Origin of the sequence: Escherichia sp. WS338, assembly GCF_046486405.1 — a bacterium.
Taxonomy (GTDB): Bacteria; Pseudomonadota; Gammaproteobacteria; order Enterobacterales; family Enterobacteriaceae; genus Escherichia; species Escherichia coli.
The window spans coordinates 1-26,360 of the sequence record NZ_JBJQLL010000025.1 but is presented as its reverse complement, the minus strand read 5'-3'; the positions used below and the strand labels follow the sequence as shown (position 1 = coordinate 26,360).

General features: G+C 52.5%; 28 protein-coding genes. 21 read left to right on the top strand and 7 right to left on the bottom strand.

Going from position 1 to position 26,360, the window contains the following annotated elements:
• Nucleotides 1-45: 45 nt before the first annotated feature.
• A complete protein-coding gene (murJ, locus tag ACJHWT_RS18840; protein ID WP_001050672.1) occupies nucleotides 46-1,581 on the top strand; it encodes a murein biosynthesis integral membrane protein MurJ in 1,536 nt (511 codons plus the stop codon).
• Between the two features lie 39 nt (nucleotides 1,582-1,620).
• Here murJ and flgN read toward each other — a convergent pair whose 3' ends face one another.
• The 3 genes from flgN to flgA form a co-directional block, all read right to left on the bottom strand.
• Nucleotides 1,621-2,037, bottom strand: a complete 417-nt coding sequence (gene flgN, locus ACJHWT_RS18835; protein ID WP_000197346.1) for a flagella biosynthesis chaperone FlgN — start codon at nucleotides 2,035-2,037, stop codon at nucleotides 1,621-1,623.
• 4 nt (nucleotides 2,038-2,041) lie between these two features.
• The gene (flgM, locus tag ACJHWT_RS18830; protein ID WP_000020884.1) at nucleotides 2,042-2,335 is read right to left on the bottom strand and encodes a flagellar biosynthesis anti-sigma factor FlgM; all 294 of its coding nucleotides are present in this window, start codon (nucleotides 2,333-2,335) and stop codon (nucleotides 2,042-2,044) included.
• Between the two features lie 75 nt (nucleotides 2,336-2,410).
• Complete coding sequence (gene flgA, locus ACJHWT_RS18825; protein WP_000879689.1) at nucleotides 2,411-3,070, bottom strand: flagellar basal body P-ring formation chaperone FlgA; 660 nt, start codon at nucleotides 3,068-3,070, stop codon at nucleotides 2,411-2,413.
• 155 nt (nucleotides 3,071-3,225) lie between these two features.
• On the opposite strand from flgA, the gene flgB reads away from it, so the two are divergent.
• From flgB to flgL, 11 genes are all read left to right on the top strand, one after another.
• The gene (flgB, locus tag ACJHWT_RS18820; RefSeq protein ID WP_000884702.1) at nucleotides 3,226-3,642 is read left to right on the top strand and encodes a flagellar basal body rod protein FlgB; all 417 of its coding nucleotides are present in this window, start codon (nucleotides 3,226-3,228) and stop codon (nucleotides 3,640-3,642) included.
• A gap of 3 nt (nucleotides 3,643-3,645) precedes the next feature.
• The gene (flgC, locus tag ACJHWT_RS18815; protein ID WP_001196460.1) at nucleotides 3,646-4,050 is read left to right on the top strand and encodes a flagellar basal body rod protein FlgC; all 405 of its coding nucleotides are present in this window, start codon (nucleotides 3,646-3,648) and stop codon (nucleotides 4,048-4,050) included.
• 11 nt (nucleotides 4,051-4,061) lie between these two features.
• A complete protein-coding gene (flgD, locus tag ACJHWT_RS18810; protein ID WP_000020493.1) occupies nucleotides 4,062-4,757 on the top strand; it encodes a flagellar hook assembly protein FlgD in 696 nt (231 codons plus the stop codon).
• A 24-nt stretch (nucleotides 4,758-4,781) separates the two neighbouring features.
• Nucleotides 4,782-5,987 carry a flagellar hook protein FlgE gene (gene flgE / locus ACJHWT_RS18805; protein WP_000885861.1) on the top strand — a complete coding sequence of 402 codons (1,206 nt, stop codon included), beginning with the start codon at nucleotides 4,782-4,784 and terminating at the stop codon, nucleotides 5,985-5,987.
• 19 nt (nucleotides 5,988-6,006) lie between these two features.
• A complete protein-coding gene (gene flgF / locus ACJHWT_RS18800) occupies nucleotides 6,007-6,762 on the top strand; it encodes a flagellar basal-body rod protein FlgF (RefSeq protein ID WP_000349318.1) in 756 nt (251 codons plus the stop codon).
• 170 nt (nucleotides 6,763-6,932) lie between these two features.
• A complete protein-coding gene (gene flgG, locus ACJHWT_RS18795) occupies nucleotides 6,933-7,715 on the top strand; it encodes a flagellar basal-body rod protein FlgG (protein ID WP_000625837.1) in 783 nt (260 codons plus the stop codon).
• Between the two features lie 52 nt (nucleotides 7,716-7,767).
• Entirely contained in the window at nucleotides 7,768-8,466 is a 699-nt protein-coding gene (gene flgH, locus ACJHWT_RS18790; protein ID WP_001295442.1) for a flagellar basal body L-ring protein FlgH, read from the top strand.
• Between the two features lie 11 nt (nucleotides 8,467-8,477).
• On the top strand, nucleotides 8,478-9,575 hold the full coding sequence (flgI, locus tag ACJHWT_RS18785; protein ID WP_000589326.1) for a flagellar basal body P-ring protein FlgI: 1,098 nt from the start codon (nucleotides 8,478-8,480) through the stop codon (nucleotides 9,573-9,575).
• Complete coding sequence (flgJ, locus tag ACJHWT_RS18780) at nucleotides 9,575-10,516, top strand: flagellar assembly peptidoglycan hydrolase FlgJ (RefSeq protein ID WP_001317765.1); 942 nt, start codon at nucleotides 9,575-9,577, stop codon at nucleotides 10,514-10,516. The genes flgI and flgJ overlap by 1 nt, the downstream gene beginning before the upstream one ends.
• A gap of 65 nt (nucleotides 10,517-10,581) precedes the next feature.
• Complete coding sequence (flgK, locus tag ACJHWT_RS18775) at nucleotides 10,582-12,225, top strand: flagellar hook-associated protein FlgK (RefSeq protein ID WP_000096482.1); 1,644 nt, start codon at nucleotides 10,582-10,584, stop codon at nucleotides 12,223-12,225.
• An 11-nt stretch (nucleotides 12,226-12,236) separates the two neighbouring features.
• A complete protein-coding gene (gene flgL, locus ACJHWT_RS18770) occupies nucleotides 12,237-13,190 on the top strand; it encodes a flagellar hook-associated protein FlgL (RefSeq protein WP_001212762.1) in 954 nt (317 codons plus the stop codon).
• A gap of 94 nt (nucleotides 13,191-13,284) precedes the next feature.
• Here flgL and ACJHWT_RS18765 read toward each other — a convergent pair whose 3' ends face one another.
• The 3 genes from ACJHWT_RS18765 to rne form a co-directional block, all read right to left on the bottom strand.
• Nucleotides 13,285-13,779, bottom strand: coding sequence for a GNAT family N-acetyltransferase (locus ACJHWT_RS18765; RefSeq protein ID WP_000613624.1), 495 nt, complete (start codon nucleotides 13,777-13,779; stop codon nucleotides 13,285-13,287).
• A complete protein-coding gene (locus ACJHWT_RS18760) occupies nucleotides 13,776-14,069 on the bottom strand; it encodes a DUF1778 domain-containing protein (RefSeq protein WP_001110446.1) in 294 nt (97 codons plus the stop codon). The genes ACJHWT_RS18765 and ACJHWT_RS18760 overlap by 4 nt, the downstream gene beginning before the upstream one ends.
• 133 nt (nucleotides 14,070-14,202) lie before the next feature.
• Complete coding sequence (rne, locus tag ACJHWT_RS18755) at nucleotides 14,203-17,388, bottom strand: ribonuclease E (RefSeq protein WP_000827395.1); 3,186 nt, start codon at nucleotides 17,386-17,388, stop codon at nucleotides 14,203-14,205.
• A gap of 572 nt (nucleotides 17,389-17,960) precedes the next feature.
• Here rne and rluC point away from each other — a divergent pair.
• A complete protein-coding gene (gene rluC, locus ACJHWT_RS18750; RefSeq protein ID WP_000846329.1) occupies nucleotides 17,961-18,920 on the top strand; it encodes a 23S rRNA pseudouridine(955/2504/2580) synthase RluC in 960 nt (319 codons plus the stop codon).
• 111 nt (nucleotides 18,921-19,031) lie between these two features.
• On the opposite strand, the gene yceF is transcribed toward rluC, so the two are convergent.
• The gene (yceF, locus tag ACJHWT_RS18745) at nucleotides 19,032-19,616 is read right to left on the bottom strand and encodes a 7-methyl-GTP pyrophosphatase (protein WP_001125202.1); all 585 of its coding nucleotides are present in this window, start codon (nucleotides 19,614-19,616) and stop codon (nucleotides 19,032-19,034) included.
• A gap of 198 nt (nucleotides 19,617-19,814) precedes the next feature.
• On the opposite strand from yceF, the gene yceD reads away from it, so the two are divergent.
• The 8 genes from yceD (at nucleotide 19,815) to fabF (ending at nucleotide 26,201) form a co-directional block, all read left to right on the top strand.
• Complete coding sequence (yceD, locus tag ACJHWT_RS18740) at nucleotides 19,815-20,336, top strand: 23S rRNA accumulation protein YceD (protein WP_001174481.1); 522 nt, start codon at nucleotides 19,815-19,817, stop codon at nucleotides 20,334-20,336.
• 51 nt (nucleotides 20,337-20,387) lie between these two features.
• Nucleotides 20,388-20,561 (top strand): 50S ribosomal protein L32, encoded by a 174-nt coding sequence (rpmF, locus tag ACJHWT_RS18735; RefSeq protein ID WP_000290727.1) that lies wholly within the window; start codon nucleotides 20,388-20,390, stop codon nucleotides 20,559-20,561.
• 80 nt (nucleotides 20,562-20,641) lie between these two features.
• Nucleotides 20,642-21,712 carry a phosphate acyltransferase PlsX gene (plsX, locus tag ACJHWT_RS18730; protein WP_000197578.1) on the top strand — a complete coding sequence of 357 codons (1,071 nt, stop codon included), beginning with the start codon at nucleotides 20,642-20,644 and terminating at the stop codon, nucleotides 21,710-21,712.
• 67 nt (nucleotides 21,713-21,779) lie between these two features.
• Complete coding sequence (gene fabH, locus ACJHWT_RS18725; protein ID WP_000288132.1) at nucleotides 21,780-22,733, top strand: beta-ketoacyl-ACP synthase III; 954 nt, start codon at nucleotides 21,780-21,782, stop codon at nucleotides 22,731-22,733.
• Between the two features lie 15 nt (nucleotides 22,734-22,748).
• A complete protein-coding gene (gene fabD, locus ACJHWT_RS18720) occupies nucleotides 22,749-23,678 on the top strand; it encodes an ACP S-malonyltransferase (protein ID WP_000191372.1) in 930 nt (309 codons plus the stop codon).
• Between the two features lie 12 nt (nucleotides 23,679-23,690).
• Nucleotides 23,691-24,425 carry a 3-oxoacyl-ACP reductase FabG gene (fabG, locus tag ACJHWT_RS18715; protein ID WP_001008539.1) on the top strand — a complete coding sequence of 245 codons (735 nt, stop codon included), beginning with the start codon at nucleotides 23,691-23,693 and terminating at the stop codon, nucleotides 24,423-24,425.
• A 210-nt stretch (nucleotides 24,426-24,635) separates the two neighbouring features.
• Complete coding sequence (gene acpP / locus ACJHWT_RS18710) at nucleotides 24,636-24,872, top strand: acyl carrier protein (protein WP_000103754.1); 237 nt, start codon at nucleotides 24,636-24,638, stop codon at nucleotides 24,870-24,872.
• Between the two features lie 87 nt (nucleotides 24,873-24,959).
• Complete coding sequence (gene fabF / locus ACJHWT_RS18705) at nucleotides 24,960-26,201, top strand: beta-ketoacyl-ACP synthase II (protein ID WP_000044679.1); 1,242 nt, start codon at nucleotides 24,960-24,962, stop codon at nucleotides 26,199-26,201.
• Nucleotides 26,202-26,360: the final 159 nt, after the last annotated feature.

The following is a 26,360-nucleotide window of genomic DNA, read 5'->3' as shown; positions in this document are numbered from 1 at the left end:
CCTGCTTTGCAGGCGTTTTGCCCGTGGGTCTGGATTAGAACACCGATGAATTTATTAAAATCGCTGGCCGCCGTCAGCTCGATGACCATGTTTTCGCGTGTGCTTGGCTTCGCACGTGACGCAATTGTCGCCAGAATCTTTGGCGCAGGGATGGCAACCGACGCCTTTTTCGTCGCTTTTAAACTTCCTAACTTGTTGCGCCGTATCTTTGCCGAAGGGGCATTTTCCCAGGCATTTGTACCGATTCTGGCAGAATATAAAAGCAAGCAGGGTGAAGACGCCACGCGGGTCTTTGTCTCTTATGTTTCTGGCCTGCTGACACTCGCGCTGGCGGTTGTGACGGTCGCTGGCATGCTCGCTGCACCGTGGGTGATCATGGTGACCGCGCCAGGCTTCGCTGACACTGCCGACAAATTTGCCCTGACCAGCCAGCTACTAAAGATAACCTTTCCCTATATCTTGCTGATCTCCCTGGCGTCGCTGGTGGGAGCGATTCTGAATACGTGGAACCGCTTCTCGATTCCGGCGTTTGCTCCAACACTGCTTAATATCAGCATGATTGGTTTCGCGCTGTTTGCCGCACCGTACTTTAACCCACCGGTGCTGGCGCTGGCGTGGGCTGTTACGGTCGGCGGCATCCTGCAGCTGGTGTATCAGCTACCGCACCTGAAGAAGATCGGCATGCTGGTCCTGCCGCGCATTAACTTCCACGATGCCGGAGCAATGCGCGTGGTGAAACAGATGGGACCGGCGATCCTTGGCGTCTCTGTGAGCCAGATCTCCTTAATCATCAACACCATTTTTGCCTCGTTTCTTGCTTCCGGTTCGGTGTCTTGGATGTATTACGCCGACCGCTTAATGGAGTTTCCGTCCGGTGTACTGGGCGTGGCGCTTGGCACCATTTTGCTGCCGTCGCTGTCGAAAAGTTTTGCCAGTGGCAATCATGATGAATACAACCGTTTGATGGACTGGGGGCTGCGTCTTTGTTTCCTGTTGGCGCTGCCGAGTGCGGTTGCGTTGGGCATTCTTTCAGGTCCGTTAACCGTTTCGCTGTTCCAGTACGGTAAATTTACCGCCTTTGATGCGCTGATGACCCAGCGGGCGTTAATTGCCTACTCGGTGGGTTTGATTGGCCTGATTGTAGTGAAAGTGTTGGCTCCTGGCTTTTATTCCCGCCAGGACATTAAAACGCCAGTGAAAATTGCCATCGTTACGCTGATTTTAACGCAATTGATGAACCTGGCGTTTATCGGTCCGTTGAAACATGCCGGGCTGTCACTTTCTATTGGTCTGGCGGCGTGTCTGAATGCTTCGCTGCTTTACTGGCAGTTGCGTAAGCAGAAAATCTTTACCCCGCAACCCGGCTGGATGGCGTTTCTGTTGCGTCTGGTGGTGGCGGTACTGGTGATGTCTGGCGTGCTTTTAGGTATGTTACATATCATGCCGGAGTGGTCATTGGGTACCATGCCCTGGCGTTTACTGCGTTTAATGGCGGTCGTGCTGGCGGGGATTGCCGCGTACTTTGCAGCACTGGCGGTACTGGGCTTCAAAGTTAAAGAGTTTGCCCGCCGGACGGTGTAAAAAGGCATTCCGGCCTGCAGTGCAGGCCGGAGATAATCTTCAGATCGAAATCTTTTTACTGCCGCGATGGGTTGTTGAGGTCTGACCGTTCGCTCCATATAGCGTCGGTTCCTGATGCGGTTTCAACATTTCCAGCGCCTGTTGATTGCGCTCAATCTGTCCTTCCAGTAACCAGCCGTTATGTTGATTCATTTGGCGTAGTTGCTGCGTTTTCACAGTAATTTCCTGCCAGCGTTGACTAATATCAACGCTATTTGCTGCATTGGGTTCTTTCCTGCGTAACTGTTCGAGGTAATCCAGCGTCGCCAGCAGAGAGCTTTTTTGTTCTGTAATCCATTGCAACTGGCTGCCGTTGATCTGCCCCATAGAGAGATGTTGCTGCTCTTGATCCATTACCGTTTTGAGATCGTTAAGCACAGCGGACATCTGGTCGAGGATCTCTGCAAGACGCGTCATACGATCAGTTACTCTGCAAGTCTTGCTGCGCTTCGTTGATCAGCGCATCGGCAATTTTGCCGGTGTCCATTTTTAGTTCACCGTTACGAATCGCTAGTTTTAACGCTTCGACACGTTCAAGATTGATATCACTGCTGCCGGGTTGCATCAGTTTTGCTTGCGCGTCGCTTAACGTCACACTGGTGCTGGTGGAGGCGGTTGTTTTTGCCGCCCGGGTGTTCGTTACCGGCGCGTCAGTGGTTTCGCGCGGTTGAACGGTGCTTACGGGCTTCAGAGGCGAAGTGCGATCAATACTCATGGTTTATTCCTCATTGAGGGCGCTTTTATCATGTGTTGCTTATTTATCGGCAAGGGACGGGTAATCTTTAACAGCTTACAGGTTTATAAGAATATTCCCATCTGCATCAACAACGCCGCTGACCACTTGTCCCGATACCATGCGCACCCGCGCATTCTGTGCGACGGCAGCATTGTTCAGCGCCTGACCTTCTGCGTTGGCGCTAAACCCATCACCGCTGGCGATCACGTTGACGCGTTGTCCCGCTTTTACCCGCCATGCCTGGCGAAACTGGGTTAACTGGATAGGTTGATCGGGTGATAGATCGCGCAGGCTAACGGCATCAACAAGTTGATTGATATCCAGCACCGTACGCGGTGGCAAGGTGTCCAGCCGTCCGCGTTTCAGTTTGACATTGCCAGCTTCCAGCTTTCCTCCCCGCACAATGGGCATTGCGGCAACCACATAATTTCCTGTGGCCTGCACATTAACCTGTAAATATCGTTTGTCGTTACCGCAGCGTGCCAACACATTCACATTGCCCCACAGGCGGGAATTATTGCTCATCGAAAGCAATGGCTGCTCGCACGGCGGTAGTAGATTGGGCGCTGTACGAATAGAAACACGAACCTCATCACTTACCCCCGCGAGCTGGGCGCTAAAAAAGGTGTGCAATTGCGATGTGAGATTGCTCGCCGCACTTAACGGACTGAACAGTATCGCGATGATCGCCACGCTACGTTTTATTGCCAGCATTTTCGCCCCCCAGCCATTTCTACAACGTGAATTGTACCTGTCCGCAATGACCATCAACGGCATAAATAGCGACCCATTTTGCGTTTATTCCGCCGATAACGCGCGCGTAAAGGCATTTAAGCTGATGGCCGAATTTTGATACCTGCGGAGGAGATATGCTCGATAAGCTCGACGCCGCCTTACGTTTTCAACAAGAGGCGCTCAATCTGCGCGCCCAGCGTCAGGAAGTGCTGGCAGCAAACATCGCCAATGCCGATACCCCTGGTTATCAGGCGCGCGATATCGATTTTGCCAGTGAACTTAAAAAAGTCATGCAACGTGGACGGGATGCAACAAGCGTGGTTGCACTGACGATGACCTCAACGCAACACATTCCGGCGCAGGCGCTGACGCCTCCTACCGCAGAACTGCAATACCGTATTCCGGACCAGCCCTCGCTGGATGGTAATACTGTCGATATGGATCGCGAACGCACCCAGTTTGCCGATAACAGCCTGCAATACCAGATGAGCCTTAGCGCGTTGAGCGGGCAAATCAAAGGCATGATGAACGTTTTACAGAGCGGAAATTAACGGATGGCACTGCTGAATATTTTTGATATCGCCGGGTCGGCGTTAACTGCTCAGTCCCAGCGCCTGAACGTGGCGGCCAGTAATCTGGCGAATGCTGATAGCGTGACCGGTCCCGATGGACAGCCATATCGGGCAAAACAGGTGGTATTTCAGGTTAACGCTGCGCCAGGTGCTGCGACAGGCGGCGTAAAGGTTGCCGATGTTATAGAAAGTCAGGCCCCGGACAAACTGGTTTATGAACCGGGTAATCCGCTGGCGGATGCAAAGGGCTACGTGAAAATGCCAAACGTTGATGTCGTCGGAGAGATGGTTAACACCATGTCGGCGTCACGCAGCTATCAGGCCAATGTTGAAGTGCTCAACACGGTGAAAAGCATGATGCTGAAAACCCTTACGCTCGGTCAATAAAGGAGAAAACTATGTCCATTGCGGTAACCACCACCGATCCGACAAATACCGGCGTCAGCACCACCAGCAGTAGTTCGCTCACGGGCAGCAACGCCGCAGATTTACAAAGCAGTTTTCTGACTTTGTTGGTGGCGCAGCTGAAAAACCAGGACCCGACCAATCCAATGGAAAACAACGAGCTGACGTCGCAATTGGCTCAAATCAGCACGGTCAGCGGGATTGAAAAACTCAATACCACGCTCGGATCTATTTCCGGACAGATTGATAACAGCCAGTCGTTACAGGCCAGTAACCTGATCGGTCACGGCGTGATGATCCCCGGCACCACTGTTCTTGCGGGAACCGGCAGTGAAGAAGGGGCTGTGACCACGACCACGCCGTTTGGTGTTGAGCTGCAACAGGCGGCAGACAAAGTGACGGCCACCATCACCGATAAAAACGGTGCGGTTGTCCGTACCATTGATATTGGTGAACTGACCGCCGGAGTCCACAGTTTCACCTGGGACGGTACGTTGACTGACGGCACCACTGCGCCGAACGGTTCTTACAACGTAGCGATTAGCGCCAGTAACGGTGGTACACAACTGGTTGCCCAGCCGCTGCAGTTTGCTCTGGTGCAGGGTGTGATCCGCGGCAACAACGGTAATACGCTGGATCTCGGCACTTACGGCACCACCACCCTCGACGAAGTACGGCAGATAATTTAAGCCTTCACATTTCAGGAGTCAGTCATGGCCTTTTCTCAAGCGGTTAGCGGATTAAACGCTGCCGCCACCAACCTCGATGTTATTGGCAACAATATCGCCAACTCTGCCACCTACGGCTTTAAATCAGGCACGGCCTCTTTTGCCGATATGTTTGCCGGTTCGAAAGTGGGACTGGGGGTAAAAGTTGCTGGTATCACTCAGGACTTTACCGATGGCACGACCACCAACACCGGGCGAGGTCTGGACGTTGCTATCAGCCAGAACGGTTTTTTCCGTCTGGTAGACAGCAACGGTTCGGTGTTCTACAGCCGTAACGGACAATTTAAGCTGGATGAAAACCGTAACCTGGTGAATATGCAAGGTTTACAGCTGACGGGTTACCCGGCAACCGGTACGCCGCCGACTATTCAGCAAGGGGCGAATCCGACCAATATTTCGATTCCGAATACCCTGATGGCAGCGAAAACTACCACCACGGCGTCGATGCAGATCAACCTGAATTCCAGTGATCCGCTTCCCTCTGTTAACGCATTTGATGCCAGCAATGCGGATAGCTATAACAAAAAAGGTTCGGTGACTGTTTTCGATAGTCAGGGTAATGCTCATGACATGAGCGTCTACTTTGTGAAGACCGGGGATAATAACTGGCAGGTCTACACCCAGGATAGCAGTGATCCAACAGGTACAGCTGAGCCTGCAATGACGCTGGTGTTTAATGCCAATGGCGTTCTGACCTCAGATCCAACAGCGAATATTTCCACTGGCGCAATTAACGGTGCAGAACCCGCCACGTTTAGCCTGAGCTTCCTCAACTCCATGCAGCAAAATACCGGCGCTAACAACATTGTGGCAACCACCCAGAACGGCTACAAACCGGGCGATCTGGTGAGTTATCAAATCAATGATGACGGTACGGTTGTCGGCAACTATTCCAACGAACAAACCCAACTGCTGGGGCAGATTGTACTGGCGAACTTTGCCAACAACGAAGGTCTGGCATCCGAAGGCGACAACGTCTGGTCTGCGACGCAATCTTCTGGCGTGGCGCTGTTGGGGACAGCCGGGACGGGCAACTTTGGCACCCTGACCAACGGTGCGCTGGAAGCGTCCAACGTCGATCTCAGTAAAGAACTGGTCAATATGATCGTTGCTCAGCGTAACTATCAGTCTAACGCCCAGACCATCAAAACCCAGGACCAGATCCTCAACACGCTGGTTAACTTACGCTAATCGCTGACGGGATAGCTCAATGGATCACGCAATTTATACCGCGATGGGAGCAGCCAGCCAGACGTTGAATCAACAGGCGGTAACTGCCAGTAATCTGGCCAATGCCTCAACGCCCGGTTTTCGCGCGCAGTTAAACGCCTTGCGCGCAGTGCCGGTGGAAGGGCTTTCACTGCCTACGCGCACGCTGGTAACGGCGTCAACGCCGGGTGCAGACATGACGCCCGGCAAGATGGATTACACCTCGCGCCCGCTGGACGTTGCGTTGCAGCAGGATGGCTGGCTGGCCGTGCAGACCGCTGACGGTAGCGAAGGGTATACGCGTAATGGCAGCATTCAGGTTGATCCCACCGGGCAACTGACAATTCAGGGACATCCGGTGATAGGCGAGGCTGGGCCAATTGCTGTGCCGGAAGGGGCGGAAATCACTATTGCTGCCGATGGCACAATCTCGGCGCTGAATCCGGGCGATCCGGCAAATACGGTTGCGCCAGTGGGGCGTCTGAAACTGGTGAAAGCCACGGGCAGCGAAGTCCAGCGCGGTGACGACGGCATTTTTCGTTTAAGCGCAGAAACCCAGACCACGCGTGGGCCGGTACTGCAGGCAGATCCAACCTTGCGTGTGATGTCGGGTGTTCTGGAAGGCAGTAACGTCAATGCCGTTGCGGCAATGAGCGACATGATTGCCAGCGCGCGGCGTTTTGAAATGCAGATGAAGGTGATCAGCAGCGTCGATGATAACGCAGGCCGAGCCAACCAACTGCTGTCGATGAGTTAATTGAAAGGATACATGACAAGTATAAGTTGCCCGATGCGCAAGTTTATCGGGTCTATGGGGCAATCGCAATTTATTGATTTCGCGAGCTCTTGTAGGCCGGATAAGGCGTTTACGCCGCATCCGGCAAGAAGACAGATGCACTTTGTCACTAATCCACTACAGGACATTTTATGATAAGTTCATTATGGATCGCCAAAACGGGCCTGGATGCCCAGCAAACCAATATGGACGTCATTGCCAACAACCTGGCAAACGTCAGTACCAACGGTTTTAAGCGTCAGCGCGCGGTGTTTGAAGATCTGCTGTATCAAACCATTCGCCAGCCGGGGGCACAGTCTTCCGAACAAACCACCTTACCCTCCGGGTTACAAATCGGCACGGGGGTGCGTCCGGTTGCTACTGAGCGCTTACACAGTCAGGGCAATCTGTCGCAGACCAACAACAGCAAAGATGTCGCGATTAAAGGGCAGGGCTTTTTCCAGGTGATGTTGCCAGATGGCTCATCAGCCTATACCCGTGACGGCTCTTTCCAGGTGGATCAGAACGGGCAGCTGGTGACGGCAGGTGGTTTTCAGGTGCAGCCAGCGATCACCATTCCGGCGAATGCGCTAAGTATCACCATCGGTCGTGATGGCGTGGTCAGCGTAACACAACAAGGCCAGGCAGCTCCGGTTCAGGTTGGGCAGCTCAATCTCACCACCTTTATGAATGATACCGGACTGGAGAGTATTGGCGAAAACCTCTACACCGAAACGCAATCCTCCGGTGCACCGAACGAAAGCACGCCGGGCCTGAACGGCGCGGGACTGCTGTATCAAGGGTATGTTGAAACGTCTAACGTCAACGTGGCGGAAGAACTGGTCAATATGATTCAGGTGCAACGCGCTTACGAAATCAACAGTAAAGCGGTATCCACCACCGATCAGATGCTGCAAAAACTGACGCAACTCTAAGGCATAACCGGTGGCAGATTCACCGGTTTACTGATTTTTGAAGATGATAGCCATGCAAAAAAACGCTGCGCATACTTATGCCATTTCCAGCTTGTTGGTGCTTTCACTAACCGGCTGCGCCTGGATACCCTCCACGCCGCTGGTACAGGGGGCGACCAGTGCACAACCGGTTCCCGGTCCGACGCCCGTCGCCAACGGTTCTATTTTCCAGTCTGCTCAGCCGATTAACTATGGCTATCAACCGCTGTTTGAAGATCGTCGACCACGCAATATTGGCGATACGCTGACCATCGTGTTGCAGGAGAACGTCAGCGCCAGCAAAAGCTCCTCTGCGAATGCCAGCCGTGACGGTAAAACTAATTTTGGCTTTGATACTGTGCCGCGCTATTTGCAGGGGCTGTTTGGTAACGCTCGTGCCGATGTCGAAGCCTCCGGTGGTAACACGTTCAACGGAAAAGGCGGGGCCAATGCCAGTAATACCTTTAGCGGCACGTTGACGGTGACGGTTGACCAGGTACTGGTCAACGGCAATCTGCATGTGGTGGGTGAAAAACAGATCGCCATTAATCAGGGTACCGAATTTATTCGCTTCTCTGGCGTGGTTAATCCACGCACTATCAGCGGCAGCAATACCGTACCGTCTACTCAGGTGGCGGATGCGCGTATTGAATACGTAGGCAATGGCTACATTAACGAAGCGCAAAATATGGGTTGGTTGCAGCGTTTCTTCCTCAACCTGTCGCCAATGTAAGTGAGGCTGTGGTGATTAAATTTCTCTCTGCATTAATTCTTTTACTGGTTACCACGGCGGCTCAGGCTGAGCGTATTCGCGATCTCACCAGTGTTCAGGGGGTAAGGCAAAACTCACTGATTGGCTATGGCCTGGTGGTGGGGCTTGATGGTACAGGTGACCAGACAACTCAGACGCCGTTTACCACACAAACGCTTAATAACATGCTTTCACAGCTGGGAATTACCGTTCCGACGGGCACTAATATGCAGCTAAAAAACGTCGCTGCGGTTATGGTGACAGCGTCACTTCCACCGTTTGGACGTCAGGGGCAAACCATTGACGTGGTGGTTTCTTCCATGGGAAATGCCAAAAGTCTGCGTGGTGGTACGTTATTGATGACACCGCTTAAGGGCGTAGACAGTCAGGTGTATGCGCTGGCGCAGGGCAATATTCTGGTTGGCGGCGCAGGGGCCTCCGCTGGCGGTAGCAGTGTTCAGGTGAACCAACTGAACGGTGGACGGATCACCAATGGTGCGGTTATTGAACGTGAATTGCCCAGCCAGTTTGGCGTCGGGAATACACTTAATTTGCAACTTAACGACGAAGATTTCAGTATGGCGCAGCAAATCGCTGACACCATCAACCGCGTGCGTGGATATGGCAGCGCCACCGCGTTAGATGCGCGGACAATTCAGGTGCGCGTACCGAGTGGCAACAGTTCCCAGGTCCGTTTCCTTGCCGATATCCAGAATATGCAGGTTAATGTCACCCCGCAGGACGCTAAAGTAGTGATTAACTCGCGCACTGGTTCGGTGGTGATGAATCGCGAAGTGACCCTCGACAGCTGCGCGGTAGCGCAGGGGAATCTCTCAGTAACAGTTAATCGCCAGGCCAATGTCAGCCAGCCAGATACACCGTTTGGTGGTGGGCAGACTGTGGTTACTCCACAAACGCAGATCGATTTACGCCAGAGCGGCGGTTCGCTGCAAAGCGTACGTTCCAGCGCCAGCCTCAATAACGTGGTGCGTGCGCTCAATGCGCTGGGCGCTACGCCGATGGATCTGATGTCCATACTGCAATCAATGCAAAGTGCGGGATGTCTACGGGCAAAACTGGAAATCATCTGATGATCAGCGACAGCAAACTACTGGCAAGTGCGGCCTGGGATGCACAATCGCTCAACGAACTTAAGGCGAAAGCGGGCGAAGATCCGGCGGCAAATATCCGTCCGGTGGCCCGCCAGGTGGAAGGGATGTTCGTGCAGATGATGTTGAAAAGCATGCGCGACGCTTTACCAAAAGATGGCCTGTTCAGCAGCGAGCACACTCGCCTGTATACCAGTATGTATGACCAGCAGATTGCCCAACAGATGACGGCGGGCAAAGGTCTGGGGCTGGCAGAGATGATGGTTAAACAGATGACGCCAGAACAACCATTGCCAGAGGAGTCCACGCCAGCAGCACCGATGAAATTCCCGCTCGAAACCGTGGTGCGTTATCAAAATCAGACGCTTTCGCAGCTGGTGCAAAAGGCCGTACCACGTAACTACGATGATTCGCTGCCGGGTGACAGTAAAGCATTCCTCGCGCAACTCTCGCTGCCAGCCCAACTGGCAAGCCAGCAAAGTGGTGTGCCACATCATTTGATCCTCGCTCAGGCGGCGCTGGAATCTGGCTGGGGACAACGGCAAATCCGCCGTGAAAACGGCGAGCCGAGCTATAACCTGTTTGGTGTCAAAGCCTCTGGCAACTGGAAAGGGCCAGTCACTGAAATCACCACGACTGAATATGAAAATGGCGAAGCGAAGAAAGTAAAAGCGAAGTTTCGGGTCTACAGCTCGTATCTGGAAGCATTGTCGGATTACGTTGGGCTGTTAACGCGTAACCCGCGCTACGCCGCCGTGACGACCGCCGCGAGTGCGGAGCAGGGGGCGCAGGCCCTACAGGACGCGGGCTATGCCACCGATCCTCACTATGCCCGCAAACTCACCAGCATGATTCAGCAGATGAAATCGATAAGCGACAAGGTGAGCAAAACCTACAGCATGAACATTGATAATCTGTTCTGAATAACTCAAGTCCGGCGGGGCGCTGCCGATAATACTCTGTAATTGAAGGCTTATAAGGAACCTCCATGTCCAGCTTGATCAATAACGCCATGAGCGGACTGAACGCGGCCCAGGCGGCGTTAAATACGGCAAGTAATAATATCTCCAGCTATAACGTTGCCGGATATACCCGCCAAACCACTATTATGGCGCAGGCCAATAGCACGTTGGGCGCTGGCGGCTGGGTTGGCAATGGCGTCTACGTTTCTGGTGTGCAGCGTGAGTATGATGCGTTTATTACCAACCAGTTACGTGCTGCGCAGACGCAAAGTAGCGGCCTGACCGCCCGCTATGAGCAGATGTCGAAAATCGACAATATGCTCTCCACCAGTACCTCTTCGCTGGCAACACAGATGCAGGATTTCTTCACCAGCCTGCAAACGCTGGTGAGTAACGCGGAAGATCCGGCAGCGCGCCAGGCGCTGATTGGGAAATCAGAAGGGTTGGTGAATCAGTTTAAAACCACCGATCAATATCTGCGCGACCAGGACAAACAGGTCAATATCGCGATAGGTGCCAGCGTTGATCAGATCAACAATTACGCTAAACAAATCGCCAGCCTGAACGATCAAATCTCCCGCCTGACAGGCGTGGGGGCAGGGGCGTCACCTAACAATCTGCTGGATCAACGCGATCAACTGGTGAGCGAATTAAACCAGATTGTTGGTGTAGAAGTCAGCGTTCAGGATGGTGGCACTTATAACATCACGATGGCCAATGGTTACTCACTGGTTCAGGGAAGTACGGCTCGGCAACTGGCGGCAGTTCCTTCCAGCGCTGACCCTTCTCGTACGACTGTCGCTTATGTTGATGGGACGGCAGGCAATATTGAGATCCCGGAGAAATTACTGAATACCGGGTCGCTGGGCGGCATTCTGACATTCCGTTCTCAGGATCTGGACCAGACGCGTAATACGCTTGGACAACTGGCGCTGGCATTTGCCGAGGCTTTCAACACCCAACACAAAGCCGGATTTGATGCTAACGGCGATGCCGGTGAAGATTTCTTTGCTATCGGTAAGCCCGCGGTTCTGCAAAACACGAAAAACAAAGGTGACGTTGCGATCGGTGCAACGGTAACTGATGCCTCCGCGGTACTGGCGACAGATTACAAAATCTCGTTCGATAATAATCAGTGGCAGGTCACCCGCCTTGCCAGTAATACCACTTTTACGGTGACGCCGGATGCCAGCGGTAAAGTGGCATTTGATGATCTGGAGTTGACGTTTACAGGAACGCCTGCCGTTAACGACAGCTTCACGCTGAAACCGGTAAGTGACGCCATCGTCAACATGGATGTATTAATCACCGACGAAGCGAAAATCGCCATGGCGAGCGCAGAAGATACAGGTGATAGCGACAACCGCAACGGTCAGGCCCTGCTCGATCTGCAAAGCAACAGTAAAACGGTGGGCGGTGCGAAATCCTTTAACGACGCTTATGCCTCGTTAGTGAGTGATATCGGTAATAAAACCGCGACGTTGAAAACCAGTAGCACCACGCAAGGTAATGTGGTGACGCAGCTTTCCAATCAGCAGCAGTCGATTTCCGGTGTCAATCTCGATGAGGAGTACGGAAATCTGCAACGTTTTCAGCAGTATTACCTGGCGAATGCGCAGGTTCTGCAGACGGCAAACGCGATTTTTGATGCGCTGATTAACATTCGCTAAGGGGAGATAAGATGCGTTTCAGTACCCAGATGATGTACCAGCAAAACATGCGTGGTATCACCAATTCTCAGGCAGAATGGATGAAGTACGGCGAACAGATGTCGACGGGTAAGCGAGTCGTTAACCCTTCAGATGATCCCATTGCTGCATCACAAGCTGTTGTTCTCTCCCAGGCACAGGCGCAAAACAGCCAGTACACGCTGGCGCGTACTTTCGCCACTCAAAAAGTGTCACTGGAAGAGAGTGTACTTAGCCAGGTCACCACCGCTATCCAGAATGCTCAGGAAAAAATTGTCTACGCCAGCAATGGCACCTTGAGTGACGATGACCGGGCCTCGCTGGCTACGGATATTCAGGGGCTTCGTGACCAGTTGCTGAATCTGGCGAACACCACTGACGGTAACGGGCGCTACATTTTTGCCGGTTATAAAACAGAATCCGCACCGTTTAGCGAGGCGGATGGAAAATACGAAGGCGGAGCAGAAAGTATTAAACAACAGGTCGATGCTTCGCGTTCGATGGTGATAGGGCACACGGGTGACAAAATTTTCGACAGTATTACCAGCAACGCGGTAGCGGAACCAGACGGTAGCGCTTCTGAAACCAATCTTTTTGCCATGCTGGATAGCGCCATCGCAGCCCTGAAAACGCCGGTCGCGGATAGCGAAGCGGATAAAGAAACCGCCGCTGCGGCACTGGATAAAACCAACCGCGGACTGAAAAACTCGCTGAACAATGTGCTGACTGTTCGCGCGGAATTAGGCACGCAGCTGAACGAACTGGAGTCGCTGGATTCATTAGGTAGCGATCGCGCTTTAGGGCAAACGCAGCAGATGAGCGATCTGGTTGATGTGGACTGGAATGCAACTATTTCATCTTACATCATGCAGCAAACGGCATTGCAGGCGTCGTATAAAGCATTTACCGATATGCAGGGATTGTCGCTCTTCCAGCTCAACAAATAATTTCGCTTTAAAACATATCATGAAACTGGGTATGTTTTGTCTGCCTGCTCTGGGATCGCCGGGGCGGGCATTTTTTTGCATGAGACATAACGAACTATTTAAGACATTCCTGCAAATCAGCCAATGTTGCCATCAGTATCATAGAATCGACAGGCGATGGTTCAAACCCCACTCGCAGATAAAACTCACGGGCCTGGTCTGATAACGCATGGACCAACATTCCGCGAATACCAATGACTTCAGCCGCCTGTAGTACTCGTAGACCGGCATCTCTGACCATCGCACGATCGATGCCCTGACCCTGTAATGATTTATCTATTGCCAGACGACCAAGTACTACAACAGGGATCGGTTCTGGCATATTTCGGCGAAATCGTCCTGTCGCGACATACGTTTCAACGGCGCTGGAAGCAAGCGAATAATATGCCAAAACGTTGCTATACGTATCACAGCTAACAAATGTACGTGATGCGCCGGCAAGCTGATTTTTTAGGGCTCTCTGCTTTAGCCAGTTATCCATCGTTTCTACTCCCGAGCAAAAAGAGGTGAATTGATGCCTTGCCATGAGTGGCTCGGGGGCCTGAATCATTTTTTTTGCTCCCACGGCGCGGGTGTTTGCATGGTTTTGCGTAATGCAGCATTGGGCGCGGGGGGCTGATCCAGACGATTCAAAAATAGCTGATAATCATCAGAATCGATCCTGAAAATTCTCTGCTCAATGAGCGCCTCTTCAGCTGCGGCTCTGGCGGCCTCAAGGACAAATTCGGTGCGATTTTTTCCTCGGGCTTTAGCGGCCCGGTCAATAAGATCGCGTTCTGCGGGTTTTATGCGCAAGTTTAAAGATTCGCGCCTGGCTGGAATGTTATTGGCTGCTGGCATAAATATATCCTTCGGCTTTGCGTGGATGATAATTATACAGTACATGTAACGCTAATGTCATTACAGCAAAGATGCTACCCCTGAAATAAAAAAGCCCTGGCAGTTACCAGGGCTTGATTACTTGAGCTAATTATTACTCAACAGGTTGCGGACGCGCAGGAGCGGCAGAGGCATGATGCGTTGCCGTATGACCACCTGCGGCACCTTTGCCTTCGAAGGCAAAAGTAGGGCGCTGCCAGTCACTGTGACGCGGTGCCTCCGGAACATATTCCGGTGCCGGAGCGCGCGTCATTGGCGCGGTAGCGTGGTTATGCTCAACGGTGATCTCTGGTTCAACCGCGGCTACCGTTTCAACTTCTGCTGCGACTTCAGCGACGACTGGCGCGGCAGGTTGAGCAACAACTTCAGGTTCAGCAACCACAACCTCAGCAGTTTCGGCAACTTCTTCAATATCAGCCGTCTCTTCCTGCGGTTCAACCACCGGTTCTGCGTGTTCTGCAACTTCCTGGGCTACGGCAACATCAGACTCGGTAATCACCTGCGGCTGTTCAGTTACCGCGGCGGCAATTACTTCAGGATGCGTCGTTTCAGCCACTTCCGGTTGCGGTTCGGCAACCTGAACGGGGGCTTCTACAACTTCAGCCACTTCTTCAACAACTGGCGCGCTAACAACCGGTTCGACAGCGGCGGCGACAGGGACCTCAGTCACCATCGGCTGCACTTGTACTTCTTCCTGTTCGCGCTGCTCTTCGACCTGTACATCTTGCGGACGTACAATTGGATAGCGGATCCAGACTTTGCCAGAGGCCAGTTCCGGAGACGCGCACGCTACGGTCAACGGCATTGGCGATTGGGTTGGATAACGCTCGTCACGATAGCGACGACGACGCTGACCACTCACGCGCAGGTGACGAGGCGAGCGGCGAGAACGACGCGGCATGCCACCGTTGTCACGGTTATCAGCATTGTTCTCTTCTTGCTGTTCTGGTGCAGTTTGCGCTACGACTGGCAGCGGGACTTTCACCAGTTCTGTGCGTGGAGCTGGCGCTTCCTGAACAATTGGTTCGGCAGCGACAGTTTCTTCAACCACCGGTGCGACTACCGCTTCTTCGGCTACGCTTTGCTCGTAACGCACTTTCTGATTGAGCTGACGCTGTTTACGACGCGGCTGAACCGGACGTACACGTTCCTCCTGTTCGGTTTCCTGAACAGATTGCTCTTCAACATTCAGCGCCTTCGCTTCTTGTTGCGCCTGACGTTTATCATCGTTACGGCGGCGGCTACGTTCACGACGCGGCGCTTGCTGCTCGTCGGTGGTACGTGCTTTTTCCGTTACCTCAGCCTGCTGACGGCTCTCACGCGTCTCGGCAGTCTGCTGCTGTGCCTGGCGACGATTACGACGGTTTTCTTCGCGATTATCGTTGCCTTCAGTACGTTCACTACGGGTGTCGCGGCGCTCATTACGGTCACGGCGGTTGTTCTGACGAGGCTTGCGACGATCCTGTTGACGTTCCGGTTTCGCTTCTGCTTTCGGTGCTGGTTGCTCGGCCGGTTTGGTTTCTTCACCACCGCTGAACAGCGCTTTCAGTGCGCCGAAGAAGCGGCTCAACAACCCTGGTTGTGCAGGAGATGCTGGTGTTGCCGTTGCAGCTTTAGGTGCTGGGGCTACAACAGGCGCGGCAGGTTCAGCTGGGGTTGGAGCTGGCGGCACATCCGGCATGGCAAAGGTTGCCAGCGCAGGTTGTTCAGGACGCTTACGTTCAGCGAACTCTTCTTCAGACGGCAGCGCCATCGCTTCTTCATGCAGCTTCGGCAGCATGTAGCTTAAGGTTGGAGTTTCTTCCCCTTTACGCACGCGCAGCACATGGTAGTGCGGGGTTTCCATCTGATCGTTTGGCACAATCACACAGCGCACGCCGTCCTGACGAGTTTCAATCGCATTCACTGCAGAACGTTTTTCATTCAGCAGGTAAGACGCGATTGGCACAGGAACAATGGCGTGAACTTCCTGAGTGTTCTCTTTCAGCGCTTCTTCTTCGATCAGACGCAGAATAGAGAGCGACAACGATTCGTTGTCACGCACGGTACCGGTACCGGAGCAGCGCGGGCAGACGTGATGGCTGGATTCACCCAGTGATGGGCTCAGACGCTGACGGGACATTTCCAGCAGGCCAAAGCGAGAAATATGGCTGATTTGAATACGCGCCCGGTCCTGACGCACCGCTTCACGCAGACGGTTTTCTACCGCACGCTGGTGGCGTACTGGCGTCATGTCGATGAAGTCGATAACAATCAGGCCGCCGAGGTCACGCAGGCGCAGCTGACGAGCAATCTCATCGGCAGCTTCGAGGTTGGTGTTAAACGCGGTTTCTTCGATATCGCCGCCGCGGGTCGCGCGTGCGGAGTTGATGTCGATGGCGGTTAACGCTTCGGTGCTGTCGATAACAATGGAACCACCGGATGGCAGACGAACTTCACGCTGGAAGGCGGACTCAATCTGCGACTCAATCTGGTAGTGGCTGAACAGCGGGATCTCGCCGGTGTACAGCTTGATTTTGCTGCTGAAATCCGGGCGACCTAATGCAGCGATATGCTGGCGTGCCAGTTCGAGCACTTTCGGGTTATCGATAAGGATTTCGCCGATATCCTGACGTAAGTAATCGCGGAATGCGCGAACGATGACGTTGCTCTCCTGATGAATCAGGAACGGAGCCGGGCGGCTTTCAGCGGCTTTTTTGATGGCTTCCCAGTGTTTCAGACGGAAGCTTAAATCCCATTGCAGCGCCTCAGCAGATTTGCCGACGCCAGCGGTGCGCACGATAAGCCCCATGCCTTCCGGCAGTTCAAGGCTTGCCAGTGCTTCTTTTAATTCGGTACGGTCGTCGCCTTCGATACGACGAGAAATGCCACCCGCGCGCGGGTTGTTCGGCATCAGAACCAGATAGCTACCCGCCAGACTGATAAAGGTGGTTAATGCCGCGCCTTTGTTGCCGCGCTCTTCTTTATCGATCTGAACAATGACTTCCTGACCTTCACGCAACACATCTTTAATGTTGGGACGACCATGAGCACTGTAGTTAGCAGGGAAATATTCGCGGGCAATTTCTTTTAGTGGGAGGAAACCGTGACGTTCAGCGCCGTAATCAACAAAAGCAGCTTCCAGACTCGGTTCAATGCGGGTGATTTTACCTTTGTAGATGTTTGCCTTTTTCTGCTCGTGCCCTGGACTTTCGATATCCAGGTCATACAGACGCTGCCCATCTACAAGGGCAACGCGCAACTCTTCCTGCTGAGTTGCGTTGATTAACATTCTTTTCATCGTAACTTACTCATTATTCTTACATTGACGACTAAGCTGCGGGCAAAGTAACGCCTTTCCGGGTGTGAACCGATGGCCTCGTGACTAGTCGCGTCGCCAACCTCACGGTTATCGTCAGCTCAAAGAGGCGCAGAGTGTCGGTTGCCCGTTTTTCATGCGGAAAAACAGCGCAATTATCAAAGAAACAGACTGGGTATTACTCTCCAGAAATATTTCCATCTACCGGTAAGGACTGCAACCCGCAGCCCGCTAACTGCCTGAAAGATCAATACGTCTTACGCCATTGCTGCGTGGATGATCGGTCGGGCAAAATGGGTTATTCCGTAAAATTTCTTGTTTTAACAAGGATGGACACGGAAACGGCCTCATTATTCCACTGCAAGCCTTGTTATAGCAAGATGACTTTTACCATTTATCACCCGCTTACTCACAGTTTTTTCACTTCTTGCTGGTGATTGGTTTAATAACCATCAATAAAGTGATCACGTAGTGAAGTAATAAGGTGCAAAACTAAATATAAGCATAGAAAAATGAGTGGCGCGAATCCTGTTGGCTAATTAGAATCGCCCACCATGAAAACAGAGACTCCATCCGTAAAAATTGTTGCTATCACCGCTGACGAAGCGGGGCAACGTATCGATAACTTTTTGCGTACTCAATTGAAAGGCGTACCAAAAAGTATGATTTACCGTATTTTGCGTAAAGGCGAAGTGCGGGTGAACAAAAAACGTATTAAGCCTGAATATAAACTCGAAGCGGGTGATGAGGTGCGTATTCCACCGGTTCGCATTGCTGAGCGGGAAGAAGAGGCGGTTTCGCCACATCTGCAAAAGGTGGCGGCGCTGGCGGACGTCATCTTATATGAAGATGACCATATCCTGGTGCTGAATAAACCTTCCGGTACGGCGGTACATGGCGGCAGTGGTTTAAGCTTCGGCGTTATCGAAGGTTTGCGGGCGTTGCGCCCGGAAGCGCGGTTCCTTGAACTGGTTCATCGTCTCGACCGGGACACTTCAGGTGTGTTGCTGGTAGCGAAAAAACGCTCGGCGTTGCGTTCTCTGCATGAGCAACTACGTGAAAAAGGGATGCAAAAAGATTACCTGGCGCTGGTGCGCGGTCAGTGGCAGTCGCATGTGAAGAGCGTTCAAGCACCGTTACTGAAAAATATTCTGCAAAGCGGCGAACGTATCGTGCGTGTGAGTCAGGAAGGCAAACCGTCGGAAACACGCTTTAAAGTGGAAGAACGCTATGCATTTGCCACCCTGGTGCGTTGTAGCCCGGTAACAGGGCGTACTCATCAGATCCGTGTGCATACACAATATGCGGGTCATCCGATTGCCTTTGACGATCGCTACGGTGACCGTGAATTTGACAGACAGCTCACTGAAGCAGGCACGGGATTAAATCGCCTGTTCCTGCACGCTGCAGCGTTGAAGTTTACTCATCCGGGGACCGGTGAGGTGATGCGTATCGAAGCGCCGATGGATGAAGGTTTGAAGCGTTGTTTGCAAAAACTGCGTAACGCGCGCTAATACGAGCATATAAGCATGATAATGGGCGGTTGGCCTGATAAGGCGTTTACGCCGCATCAGGCCGCCAGCACCGATTGCCGGATGCGAAGTAACCGCATCCGGCGCAAAAAACTATCCCATCAGCGGGTTTTTCCCTTCCCGACGTAACATCTGACACAGCGCGATTAGCGGTAAACCAACCAGCGTGTTAGGATCACGCCCCTCTAAACGCTCAAACAGAGTAATGCCAAATCCTTCACTCTTAAAGCTACCCGCGCAGTGCAGGGGATGCTCTTTACGCACGTAATTATCAATCTCCGCCTCGCTCAGGTGACGGAAATGGACGTCAAAAGGCTCCACTTCTGTTTGTAGATGCCCATTCGCCGAATTAAACAACGCCAGTCCAGTATAGAAGGTGACGATATTGCCGCTGGCTTTGCGTAATTGCAGACGGGCATTTTCTTCCGTTAACGGTTTACCGGTGATTTCGCCATCAAGAACACATACCTGGTCTGAACCAATAATTAAATGATCCGGATAACGTGACGCCAGAGATTGCGCCTTTTCTTGTGCCAGTCGAAGCACCAACTGTCGCGGTGATTCGTCGCTGCGTGGAGTTTCGTCGACCTCGGGTGCTGCACATTCAAAAGAGATTTGCAGTTTTTCCAGAAGAGCGCGACGCCAGGGCGAGGTGGAGGCTAAAATAAGTTTAGGCATATTTTTTTCCATCAGATATAGCGTATTGATGATAGCCATTTTAAACTATGCGCTTCGTTTTGCAGGTTGATGTTCGTTATCAGCACTGAACGAAAATAAAGCAGTAACCCGCAATGTGTGCGAATTATTGGCAAAAGGCAACCACAGGCTGCCTTTTTCTTTGACTCTATGACGTTACAAAGTTAATATGCGCGCCCTATGCAAAAGGTAAAATTACCCCTGACTCTCGATCCGGTTCGTACGGCTCAAAAACGCCTTGATTACCAGGGTATCTATACCCCTGATCAGGTTGAGCGCGTCGCCGAATCCGTAGTCAGTGTGGACAGTGATGTGGAATGCTCCATGTCGTTCGCTATCGATAACCAACGTCTCGCAGTGTTAAACGGCGATGCGAAGGTGACGGTAACGCTCGAGTGTCAGCGTTGCGGGAAGCCGTTTACTCATCAGGTCTACACAACGTATTGTTTTAGTCCTGTGCGTTCAGACGAACAGGCTGAAGCACTGCCGGAAGCGTATGAACCGATTGAGGTTAACGAATTCGGTGAAATCGATCTGCTTGCAATGGTTGAAGATGAAATCATCCTCGCCTTGCCGGTAGTTCCGGTGCATGATTCTGAACACTGTGAAGTGTCCGAAGCGGACATGGTCTTTGGTGAACTGCCTGAAGAAGCGCAAAAGCCAAACCCATTTGCCGTATTAGCCAGCTTAAAGCGTAAGTAATTGGTGCTCCCCGTTGGATCGGGGATAAACCGTAATTGAGGAGTAAGGTCCATGGCCGTACAACAGAATAAACCAACCCGTTCCAAACGTGGCATGCGTCGTTCCCATGACGCGCTGACCGCAGTCACCAGCCTGTCTGTAGACAAAACTTCTGGTGAAAAACACCTGCGTCACCACATCACTGCCGACGGTTACTACCGCGGCCGCAAGGTCATCGCTAAGTAATCACGCGTCTGCGTGATGAAGCTTAGTGAGGATTTTCCCCAGGCAACTGGGGAAAGACCAAACCGGGCGGCGACGATACCTTGACACGTCTAACCCTGGCGTTAGATGTCATGGGAGGGGATTTTGGCCCTTCCGTGACAGTGCCTGCAGCATTGCAGGCACTGAATTCTAATTCGCAACTCACTCTTCTTTTAGTCGGCAATCCCGACGCCATCACGCCATTACTTGCTAAAGCTGACTTTGAACAACGTTCGCGTCTGCAGATTATTCCTGCGCAGTCAGTTATCGCCAGTGATGCCCGGCCTTCGCAAGCTATCCGCGCCAGTCGTGGGAGTTCAATGCGCGTGGCCCTGGAGCTGGTGAAAGAAGGTCGAGCGCAAGCCTGTGTCAGTGCCGGTAATACCGGGGCGCTGATGGGGCTGGCAAAATTATTACTCAAGCCCCTGGAGGGGATTGAGCGTCCGGCGCTGGTGACGGTATTACCGCATCAGCAAAAGGGCAAAACGGTGGTCCTCGATTTAGGGGCCAACGTCGATTGTGACAGCACCATGTTGGTGCAATTTGCCATTATGGGCTCAGTCCTGGCTGAAGAGGTGGTGGAAATTCCCAATCCTCGCGTGGCGTTGCTCAATATTGGTGAAGAAGAAGTAAAGGGTCTCGACAGTATTCGGGATGCCTCAGCGGTGCTTAAAACAATCCCTTCTATCAATTATATCGGCTATCTTGAAGCCAATGAGTTGTTAACTGGCAAGACAGATGTGCTGGTTTGTGACGGCTTTACAGGAAATGTCACATTAAAGACGATGGAAGGTGTTGTCAGGATGTTCCTTTCTCTGCTGAAATCTCAGGGTGAAGGGAAAAAACGGTCGTGGTGGCTACTGTTATTAAAGCGTTGGCTACAAAAGAGCCTGACGAGGCGATTCAGTCACCTCAACCCCGACCAGTATAACGGCGCCTGTCTGTTAGGATTGCGCGGCACGGTGATAAAAAGTCATGGTGCAGCCAATCAGCGAGCTTTTGCGGTCGCGATTGAACAGGCAGTGCAGGCGGTGCAGCGACAAGTTCCTCAGCGAATTGCCGCTCGCCTGGAATCTGTATACCCAGCTGGTTTTGAGCTGCTGGACGGTGGCAAAAGCGGAACTCTGCGGTAGCAGGACGCTGCCAGCGAACTCGCAGTTTGCAAGTGACGGTATATAACCGAAAAGTGACTGAGCGTACATGTATACGAAGATTATTGGTACTGGCAGCTATCTGCCCGAACAAGTGCGGACAAACGCCGATTTGGAAAAAATGGTGGACACCTCTGACGAGTGGATTGTCACTCGTACCGGTATCCGCGAACGCCACATTGCCGCGCCAAACGAAACCGTTTCAACCATGGGCTTTGAAGCGGCGACACGCGCAATTGAGATGGCGGGCATTGAGAAAGACCAGATTGGCCTGATCGTTGTGGCAACGACTTCAGCTACGCACGCTTTCCCGAGCGCAGCTTGTCAGATTCAAAGCATGCTGGGCATTAAAGGTTGCCCGGCATTTGACGTTGCAGCAGCCTGCGCAGGTTTCACCTATGCATTAAGCGTAGCCGATCAATACGTGAAATCTGGGGCGGTGAAGTATGCTCTGGTCGTCGGTTCCGATGTACTGGCGCGCACCTGCGATCCAACCGATCGTGGGACTATTATTATTTTTGGCGATGGCGCGGGCGCTGCGGTGCTGGCTGCCTCTGAAGAGCCGGGAATCATCTCCACCCATCTGCATGCCGACGGTAGCTATGGTGAGTTGCTGACGCTGCCTAATGCTGACCGTGTGAATCCAGAGAATTCAATTCATCTGACGATGGCGGGCAACGAAGTCTTCAAGGTTGCGGTAACAGAACTGGCGCACATCGTAGATGAGACGCTGGCGGCGAATAATCTTGACCGTTCTCAACTGGACTGGCTGGTTCCGCATCAGGCTAACCTGCGTATTATCAGTGCAACAGCGAAAAAACTCGGCATGTCGATGGACAATGTCGTGGTGACGCTGGATCGCCACGGTAATACCTCTGCGGCCTCTGTCCCGTGCGCTCTGGATGAAGCTGTACGCGACGGGCGCATTAAGCCGGGGCAGTTGGTTCTGCTTGAAGCCTTTGGCGGTGGATTCACCTGGGGCTCCGCGCTGGTTCGTTTCTAGGATAAGGATTAAAACATGACGCAATTTGCATTTGTGTTCCCTGGACAGGGTTCTCAAACCGTTGGAATGCTGGCTGATATGGCGGCGAGCTATCCAATTGTCGAAGAAACGTTTGCTGAAGCTTCTGCGGCGCTGGGCTACGACCTGTGGGCGCTGACACAGCAGGGGCCAGCTGAAGAACTGAATAAAACCTGGCAAACCCAGCCTGCGCTGTTGACTGCATCTGTTGCGCTGTACCGCGTATGGCAGCAGCAGGGCGGTAAAGCACCGGCAATGATGGCCGGTCACAGCCTGGGGGAATACTCCGCGCTGGTTTGCGCTGGTGTGATTGATTTCGCTGATGCGGTGCGTCTGGTTGAGATGCGCGGCAAGTTCATGCAAGAAGCCGTACCGGAAGGAACGGGTGCTATGGCGGCAATCATCGGTCTGGATGATGCGTCTATTGCGAAAGCGTGTGAAGAAGCTGCAGAAGGTCAGGTCGTTTCTCCGGTAAACTTTAACTCTCCGGGACAGGTGGTTATTGCCGGTCATAAAGAAGCAGTTGAGCGTGCTGGCGCTGCCTGTAAAGCTGCGGGCGCAAAACGCGCTCTGCCGTTACCAGTGAGCGTACCGTCTCACTGTGCGCTGATGAAACCAGCAGCCGACAAACTGGCAGTAGAATTAGCGAAAATCACCTTTAACGCACCAACAGTTCCTGTTGTGAATAACGTTGATGTGAAATGCGAAACCAATGGTGATGCCATCCGTGACGCACTGGTACGTCAGTTGTATAACCCGGTTCAGTGGACGAAGTCTGTTGAATACATGGCAGCGCAAGGCGTAGAACATCTCTATGAAGTCGGCCCGGGCAAAGTGCTTACTGGCCTGACGAAACGCATTGTCGACACCCTGACCGCCTCGGCGCTGAACGAACCTTCAGCGATGGCAGCGGCGCTCGAGCTTTAAAAGAGGAAAATCATGAATTTTGAAGGAAAAATCGCACTGGTAACCGGTGCAAGCCGCGGAATTGGCCGCGCAATTGCTGAAACGCTCGCAGCCCGTGGCGCGAAAGTTATCGGCACTGCGACCAGTGAAAATGGCGCTCAGGCGATCACTGATTATTTAGGTGCCAACGGCAAAGGTCTGATGTTGAATGTGACCGACCCGGCATCTATCGAATCTGTTCTGGAAAAAATTCGCGCAGAATTTGGTGAAGTGGATATCCTGGTCAATAATGCCGGTATCACTCGTGATAACCTGTTAATGCGAATGAAAGATGAAGAGTGGAACGATATTATCGAAACCAACCTTTCATCTGTTTTCCGTCTGTCAAAAGCGGTAATGCGCGCTATGATGAAAAAGCGTCATGGTCGTATTATCACTATCGGTTCTGTGGTTGGTACCATGGGAAATGGCGGTCAGGCCAACTACGCTGCGGCGAAAGCGGGCTTGATCGGCTTCAGTAAATCACTGGCGCGCGAAGTTGCGTCACGCGGTATTACTGTAAACGTTGTTGCTCCGGGCTTTATTGAAACGGACATGACACGTGCGCTGAGCGATGACCAGCGTGCGGGTATCCTGGCGCAGGTTCCTGCGGGTCGCCTCGGCGGCGCACAGGAAATCGCCAACGCGGTTGCATTCCTGGCATCCGACGAAGCAGCTTACATCACGGGTGAAACTTTGCATGTGAACGGCGGGATGTACATGGTCTGACCGCGATTTGCACAAAATGCTCATGTTGCGCGCAGTCTGCGTGGTTATGAGTAATAATTAGTGCAAAATGATTTGCGTTATTGGGGGGTAAGGCCTCAAAATAACGTAAAATCGTGGTAAGACCTGCCGGGATTTAGTTGCAAATTTTTCAACATTTTATACACTACGAAAACCATCGCGAAAGCGAGTTTTGATAGGAAATTTAAGAGTATGAGCACTATCGAAGAACGCGTTAAGAAAATTATCGGCGAACAGCTGGGCGTTAAGCAGGAAGAAGTTACCAACAATGCTTCTTTCGTTGAAGACCTGGGCGCGGATTCTCTTGACACCGTTGAGCTGGTAATGGCTCTGGAAGAAGAGTTTGATACTGAGATTCCGGACGAAGAAGCTGAGAAAATCACCACCGTTCAGGCTGCCATTGATTACATCAACGGCCACCAGGCGTAAGTGAACATCTCCAGGCGGTCGTTCGACCGCCTGAGTTTTATCTTTTTGTCCCACTAGAATCATTTTTTCCCTCCCTGGAGGACAAACGTGTCTAAGCGTCGTGTAGTTGTGACCGGACTGGGCATGTTGTCTCCTGTCGGCAATACCGTAGAGTCTACCTGGAAAGCTCTGCTTGCCGGTCAGAGTGGCATCAGCCTAATCGACCATTTCGATACTAGCGCCTATGCAACGAAATTTGCTGGCTTAGTAAAGGATTTTAACTGTGAGGACATTATCTCGCGCAAAGAACAGCGCAAGATGGATGCCTTCATTCAATATGGAATTGTCGCTGGCGTTCAGGCCATGCAGGATTCTGGCCTTGAAATAACGGAAGAGAACGCAACCCGCATTGGTGCCGCAATTGGCTCCGGGATTGGCGGCCTCGGACTGATCGAAGAAAACCACACATCTCTGATGAACGGTGGTCCACGTAAGATCAGCCCATTCTTCGTTCCGTCAACGATTGTGAACATGGTGGCAGGTCATCTGACTATCATGTATGGCCTGCGTGGCCCAAGCATCTCTATCGCGACCGCCTGTACTTCCGGCGTGCACAACATTGGCCATGCTGCGCGTATTATCGCGTATGGCGATGCTGACGTGATGGTTGCAGGTGGCGCAGAGAAAGCCAGTACGCCGCTGGGCGTTGGTGGTTTTGGCGCGGCACGTGCATTATCTACCCGCAATGATAACCCGCAAGCGGCGAGCCGCCCGTGGGATAAAGAGCGTGATGGTTTCGTACTGGGCGATGGTGCCGGTATGCTGGTACTTGAAGAGTACGAACACGCGAAAAAACGCGGTGCGAAAATTTACGCTGAACTCGTCGGCTTTGGTATGAGCAGCGATGCTTATCATATGACGTCACCGCCAGAAAATGGCGCAGGCGCAGCTCTGGCAATGGCAAATGCTCTGCGTGATGCAGGCATTGAAGCGAGTCAGATTGGCTACGTTAACGCTCACGGTACTTCTACGCCGGCTGGCGATAAAGCTGAAGCGCAGGCGGTGAAAACCATCTTCGGTGAAGCTGCAAGCCGTGTGTTGGTAAGCTCCACGAAATCTATGACCGGTCACCTGTTAGGTGCGGCGGGTGCAGTAGAATCTATCTACTCCATCCTGGCGCTGCGCGATCAGGCTGTTCCGCCAACCATCAACCTGGATAACCCGGATGAAGGTTGCGATCTGGATTTCGTACCGCACGAAGCACGTCAGGTCAGCGGAATGGAATACACGCTGTGTAACTCCTTCGGCTTCGGTGGCACTAATGGTTCTTTGATCTTTAAAAAGATCTAAGTTGTCATTTCCCACCCTTATAAAAGGTCCGCTTGCGGGCCTTTTTTCTTGTGCACAGAAAACCCCCAGCTAGGCTGGGGGTTCCGGAAAGCTTTCAGCTTTGAGCCAGTTATTAAAACCCCTTTTGATTTGTTAAAACACCTTGCGGTCTGGCAACTG